6 protein-coding genes and 1 tRNA gene are annotated in these 6,446 nt (G+C 30.5%); 1 reads left to right on the top strand and 6 read right to left on the bottom strand.

Translation table 11 applies throughout. The features are described from left to right. Nucleotides 1–172: 172 nt before the first annotated feature. The 4 genes from ACIQ66_RS08115 to ACIQ66_RS08100 form a co-directional block, all read right to left on the bottom strand. Nucleotides 173–886: a YebC/PmpR family DNA-binding transcriptional regulator gene (locus tag ACIQ66_RS08115; RefSeq protein WP_396212300.1), complete on the bottom strand. Its 714-nt coding sequence runs from the start codon at nt 884–886 to the stop codon at nt 173–175. Nucleotides 887–969: 83 nt separating this feature from the next. Next, nucleotides 970–2,979, bottom strand: coding sequence for a S41 family peptidase (locus ACIQ66_RS08110; protein WP_396212299.1), 2,010 nt, complete (start codon nt 2,977–2,979; stop codon nt 970–972). An 89-nt stretch (nt 2,980–3,068) separates the two neighbouring features. After that, on the bottom strand, nt 3,069–4,151 hold the full coding sequence (gene gcvT / locus ACIQ66_RS08105; protein WP_396212298.1) for a glycine cleavage system aminomethyltransferase GcvT: 1,083 nt from the start codon (nt 4,149–4,151) through the stop codon (nt 3,069–3,071). Nucleotides 4,152–4,563: 412 nt separating this feature from the next. Further along, nucleotides 4,564–4,637 (bottom strand) — tRNA-Arg (locus tag ACIQ66_RS08100). A 69-nt stretch (nt 4,638–4,706) separates the two neighbouring features. Between ACIQ66_RS08100 and ACIQ66_RS08095 the strand changes: the two genes are divergently transcribed. Further along, nucleotides 4,707–5,219: an adenine phosphoribosyltransferase gene (locus ACIQ66_RS08095; RefSeq protein ID WP_396212297.1), complete on the top strand. Its 513-nt coding sequence runs from the start codon at nt 4,707–4,709 to the stop codon at nt 5,217–5,219. On the opposite strand, the gene ACIQ66_RS08090 is transcribed toward ACIQ66_RS08095, so the two are convergent. Beyond that, complete coding sequence (locus ACIQ66_RS08090; protein ID WP_396212296.1) at nt 5,216–5,356, bottom strand: SsrA-binding protein; 141 nt, start codon at nt 5,354–5,356, stop codon at nt 5,216–5,218. The genes ACIQ66_RS08095 and ACIQ66_RS08090 overlap by 4 nt on opposite strands. A 63-nt stretch (nt 5,357–5,419) precedes the next feature. Next, nucleotides 5,420–6,352, bottom strand: a complete 933-nt coding sequence (locus tag ACIQ66_RS08085) for a coiled-coil domain-containing protein (protein WP_396212295.1) — start codon at nt 6,350–6,352, stop codon at nt 5,420–5,422. Between the last annotated feature and the right edge of the window lie 94 nt (nt 6,353–6,446).

Raw genomic sequence — 6,446 nt, 5'->3', positions numbered from 1 at the left:
TATGAGCAAAGTATTTAGTGATGACTGGATGAAGGAACAAGGTTTTTTCGATAGTGTGAATATTGAAGAAAAACTTAAAATAGAATACGTTAAATAGTTTATAATTAGATATATAAATAAAAAAAAACTCCGAATATTTTTCGGAGTTTTTTATGTAAAATATTTAGATTTTTTATTCTTCTTCCATTGTGTGATATACGTTTTGTACATCATCATCTTCTTCAATTTTTTCTAAAAGTTTTTCTACGTCAGCAACTTGGTCAGCAGTTAATTTTTTCAAAACTTGTGGAATTCTTTCAAAACCAGAAGATAAAATTTCAATAGTTCTATTTTCTAATTCTTTTTGAATAGCACCAAAACTTCCAAATGGTGCATAAATTAAGATTCCGTCTTCATCTTCAAAAACTTCTTCTGCACCAAAATCGATTAATTCTAATTCTAATTCTTCAGGATCTAATTCACCTTTAGGAATTCTGAAATTGCAAGTATGGTCAAACATAAATTCTACCGAACCTTGTGTACCCATTGTTCCGTTGCATTTATTGAAATAGCTTCTAATATTAGCAACCGTTCTGTTATTATTATCAGTAGCCGTTTCTATCAAAAGTGCAATTCCGTGAGGAGCATAACCTTCAAACAAAACTTCCTTGTAGTTAGCGGTATCTTTATCGGTAGCTTTTTTGATAGCACGTTCTACGTTATCTTTTGGCATATTAGCCGATTTGGCATTTTGAATAACAGCTCTTAATCTTGAATTCGCTTCCGGATTCGGACCGCCTTCTTTTACTGCCATCACAATATCTTTTCCAATACGAGTAAACGCCTTAGCCATCGCTGACCAACGCTTCATTTTTCTACCTTTTCTAAATTCGAACGCTCTTCCCATTTCTATGAGTATTTTTATTGTATAATTTTAAGATTGCAAAAATAGAATATTTACATTGTTATAAAATAAATTTTGTAAAAATCTTATTTCAAATCACCAATAATTTTTGTTGCTTCAAAAATTGTAAAGTTAGTTTTGATGTTTTTGACATTAACTTTATGAATATTTGATAGATAGTCATTGTTTTTATTCTTTTCTATATCAAAACTAGTATTTGAAATAGTAAAATCATACTCATTCTCGCTCAAAGCTTTTATTTCTTTCCAGAGCAATGTATAATTGTTTAAATAATCAAAAATAGAAGTAAAGTTTAGTTTAGCAGAATCCAAATTATCACCAAAAACCGAATTTATTTTGGTCTTTAGTTTTATTATTTTCTGAATACTTGTATCGGTTTTGTATTTAGTTGTATAGGTTTTAATTATTTCTTTTTGCTTTTCGCTCAATGGATAACTTTTATTATCAAGATAACTGGCAATACTTTCGTTTCTTAGTGCTTTTTTAGCGTTTTTTTCTCTTGTAAATTGATCATCAAAAACCGAAGGGATTGTTATAGTTGGACTGTTACCATTGTATTGACTGCTTTTTCCGTTAACTCTATAAAATTTCCCAATTGTTATTTTAATAAAATCGTTTGATTCATTTTTTAGTTCAAAAATATCTTGAATACTAGTTTTTCCATGCGATTTTGTTCCAACAACTAATGCCAAGTTGTAATCTTGCATTGCATTGGTAAAAAGTTCACTAGCAGAAGCCGAATAACCGTTGGTGATAATTACAATTTGGCCATTAAAAATTGCTTTTGATTTCTCATTTGGAACTAGCACGGGTTCATTTTTTGCATACCTAATTATTCCTAAAACTGGTGCGTTAATAAAGAGATTACATAGCTTAAATGCTTCTTGCATCGAACCACCCGTATTGTTTTCAAGGTCAATTATTAGACTGTTTATTTTATCTTCTTTTAGTTTTAATATTTCTTTTTTTACGTCATCACTTACATTGGTTTTTCCATTCTCAAATTTGGAATAGAAACTCGGAATCTTTATATAACCAGTTTTAGTGTCTTTATATTCAATAATATAGCTGTAAACACTATTCTGATAATCACGCATTAATTGCTTAATCAATTTAACCGAATAGATAGAACCACTTTTTTTTCTAAGAGTGAAAATAGCTTCTTTGGTTTCTGATGATTTTAGCTTCTCATCTATAATTTTATTATTGGTACAATTAACGGCATATTCAACAGTGTTAAATTTAATTTTTTGAATGATATCACCAACTTCAATTTTATTTGAAAAATAGGCTGCACCATTTGGAATAATTTCAATTATTGATAGTTCATTTTTTTCACTAAGATTGACATTAAATCCAAAGGAATAATTCGAAGAACTTAAAGATGATAAGAAATCTGACTTCTCACTGCTCGAAAAAAACATAGTATGCGGATCAAAATAGGAACAAAAAACAGTGTAAAAAATAGAGTTGAATTCGGGTTTTTCAATCAACATATTTTTCGCTTCGCAATCGTAATTTTCAAGTATTTTTACTTTTGTTGAATCGGCAATTTGCTTAAAAACAGTTAGTAACGAATCTTTGTTTGAACTAGTTTGAGATATATCGGTTAACAAATTAAAAAGAATTCTTTTTTTGTACAATAATTTTAGTTCATTTTCACTTTTGCGATACGGAGGTCTTTTTTTACTAAACGAGATTACTTCATTACTTGAATACGACATTGGTTCTTTCGTAATCAACTCAATAATAGATTGATGTCTTGCAATGGCTTTACTATAGGTTTTGTAAATTAGCTCCAAAAAAGAGCAATTTCCATCTTTAATATAATTGTCAATTTTGAATTTGTGTTTTTTCAATTCAACAAATTCTGAACTAATGAATAAGGAGTTGTTTGGGTCTAATTTTTCTAGAAAAGTATCAAAAACATAAACCGATAAACTATCATCTATCGGTTTTGGTTTAAAATGATTTTCTTGAATGAGTTTATTGATCTGTAACAAAGTTTTACACGGATTTTTATCGCTTTGTGCAATACTTATGATAGGAAACAGAAGTAATAAAAGTTTTTTCAATTTCAATTTCAATTTCAATTTCAAAAATAAACTTCAATATCAATTCAATTTGTCATTGTTATTGCTATTGTTATTGAAATTGTTATTGTTTATTTTTTATAAAAAGGCATTTTTACAACCTTAGCTGCAATTTTTTTATCTCTGATAAGAATATAAATTTCAGAATCAACAGCTGAAAATTCGGTTTTCACATAACCCATTCCAATTGCTTTTCCAAGACTTGGTGCTTGCGTTCCCGAAGTTACGATTCCGATGTTATTTCCATTTCCATCTACAATTTCGTAGTCATGACGTGGGATTCCTCTATCAACCATCTCAAAACCAACTAATTTACGAGAAACACCCGCATCTTTTTGAGCTTTTAAGTTAGCTGAATTGGTAAATTCTTTATTGAATTTGGTAATCCAACCCAAACCAGCTTCTAATGGAGAAGTTGTATCGTTGATGTCATTTCCGTACAAACAGAATCCCATTTCTAAACGCAAAGTATCACGTGCAGCAAGACCAATTGGCTTGATTCCGAAAGCAGCACCAGCTTCAAAAACTTTGTTCCAAACTTGTTCAACTTCTGAATTTTTGCAATAAATTTCAAATCCACCAGAACCTGTGTAACCAGTTGCCGAAATGATTACATGCTCAATTCCAGCAAAATCAGCTACTTCAAAATGATAATATTTGATAGCCGATAAGTCAATTGATGTCAATGATTGCATAGCTTCAACGGCTTTTGGACCTTGAATTGCTAACAATGAATAATCGTCAGAAAGGTTTTTCATTTCAACACCTAAATCGTTGTGTTTTGAAATCCAATTCCAATCTTTCTCGATATTTGAGGCATTTACGACAAGTAAATATTGTTCTTCTTTTATTTTGTAAACAATTAAATCATCTACAATTCCGCCATCATTGTTTGGAAGACAAGAATATTGTGCTTTTCCAATTTCAAGTGTAGCAGCATCATTAGAAGTTACTTTTTGAATCAAAGCAAGTGCATTTTCGCCAGTCAAAAGAAATTCTCCCATGTGCGAGACATCAAAAACGCCTAGTGCATTGCGAACGGTTTCGTGTTCTGCGTTTACGCCTTCATATTGAACAGGCATATTGTAACCTGCAAATGGAACCATTTTTGCTCCTAAACCTTCGTGAATGTCTGCTAATGATGTATTTTTCATTTTTTGTTTGTGTATAGTGTTTGTGAGGCTAAATTATTGAATATTTATGAAATAAAAAAACGAGCGTTTATAGGTCATTTAGTTGATTGGATTAACTTCGTTTTTCCAGAATGAGCTCCGTAGTGGTAATGAAAAGTCTTTTTCAATCAGAGATTTTCATTCTTAAGTTTTTTACGAATTGGATTTTGTATTCAATTTAGTTGTTATTTTGACTGGATTAACTTCGTTTTTCCAGAATGAGCTCCGTAGTGGAAATGAAAAGTCTTTTTCAATAAAAGATTTTTATTCTTGAGTTTTCCACTAATTGGATTTTGCTACGCAATATCCAACAAAGCTCCGCTTTGAAAATAGAATGTAAAAAAAAATACGCTCAAGTGAACTTGGCGTATTTTTTTTACATTCTATTTATTCGTGACCTCGACTGGATTCAAACCAGTAACCTTCTGAGCCGTAATCAGATGCGCTATTCAGTTGCGCCACGAGGCCTTTTTGTGGGTGCAAATATAGTTATAATTGCTTAACTTGCAAACCAAAATTAATTTTAAAGTAAAAAAAATGCCACTTAAAAAATACATCCGTGATATTCAGGATTTTCCAAAGCCTGGAATTGGTTTTAAAGACATCACTCCTTTGCTAATTGACCCAATTGCTCGTAAAGAAACATTGAATTTATTACTTTCGACTATCAAAAATCAGAAAATTGATAAGGTAATAGGAGTAGAGAGCAGAGGTTTTTTCTTTGGAATTTTACTAGCTGAAGAATTAAATGCAGGTTTTGTTCCTGTAAGAAAGCCTAACAAATTACCTTACCAAACCATTTCAGCCAGTTACGATTTAGAATACGGAACTGATACTTTAGAAATTCATATTGATGCTATTAAAAAAGGCGACAGAGTTTTAATTCATGACGATGTTTTAGCAACTGGCGGAACTGCAAAAGCGGTTTGCGAATTGGTAGAACGATTAGGCGGCGAAATTGTACAATGTAATTTCTTAATGGAATTAAGTTTCCTAAACGGAAGAGAAAAACTTGGAAACAATAATATTTTTGCAGCCATAACGTACTAATCGATTGCTCGGCACGTTACATAATAACGCCAACCAATAATTGCCATTTGCCATTTTTTTGCTTTGGCTATATCCAATTGTTGTTTGGTAAAACTAGGCAGAATTAGTTTGTTTAGTTTGGCTAAAAGTTTAAACATTGTAAAGTTTTTTACAAAAATAGAAAAGTTCGTCATAAATTACAAGGTCTATTATAAGTAGTATTAAGCTTTCTGTGTTTTGAGCGTGGATTTTGCTTTTTCCAATTCTTTTTTGGCATTTTGCATTTCTTCTTTAGCTTTCAACATTTCCTCTTTGGCTTTGAGCATTTCGTCTTTTGTTTTTTCTAAATCGTCATCATTTGATTTAAAATCTCTTTCAATTTTGATTTTGTCACCTTTTGAATTAGGAAATATATTTTGAATTCGTTCCATTTGTTCTTTGATGTTATCCATCGAATCAGAATCGAAATTAAAATTGAAATTTTGTCCGTTTCCTAAACCTTCAACACGATTATTTTTTTTGATTTCATCAATTTCTTCTTGTGAATAATCTTCTGCGCCTTCTATTACTTCACCATCTTCAATAACAAGTGTTTTTTTGCCATCTTTTTTGATAATAATTTTCGATTTTGATTGACCAGATGATTGTCCGTCAGGAAAACTAAAGTTGAATTTTTGCGGTTGCAAACTATCATTATCAAAGTTAAAATTGAATTGTTTCACTCTATCGTTACCAAAATTATTGAAGAAATCATTACTTGCAATCATATCATTTCCAGATGGTTCACCAAATCCAACTTCGTCGCCTTGTTTGTAAAATTTTATTGTATTTATCGGGTTGAGATTATCCAATTGCATTGAACCTTTGTTTCCATGTTTGTCAAAATACTCCATTTTTATGGCAGTAATTTCACCTTTTGAATTTCTTTTAACATTAGAATATTTAATCGTTACACCATACTCAGCAAGCGCTTTGATGTCGTCTTTCATTTCGCTTTCTGGTGTGTTTTTGTTCCAAGTCATATAAATATTGTCTTTGGATGCATTGTCATTATTCCAATAAAATTTATTTCCTTGAGCTAGCAAATTTGACTGAAATAAAAAGGCAAAAGCCACTAGTAAAGTCAGTTTTAAACTATTTTTTCTGAGTAACATAACCTGATGATTTAATTGTTGATTGATTTTATTTAAAATTCATAACAAACTTAAAATTATATTTTTTTTGACAAAAAAGGTTTTACAATTTTTT

Origin of the sequence: Flavobacterium sp. (assembly GCF_044377315.1) — a bacterium.
In the GTDB taxonomy this organism is placed as follows: Bacteria; Bacteroidota; Bacteroidia; order Flavobacteriales; family Flavobacteriaceae; genus Flavobacterium.
Note: the sequence above shows the minus strand (reverse complement) of the source record. Positions and strands in the feature narration are given on the sequence as shown.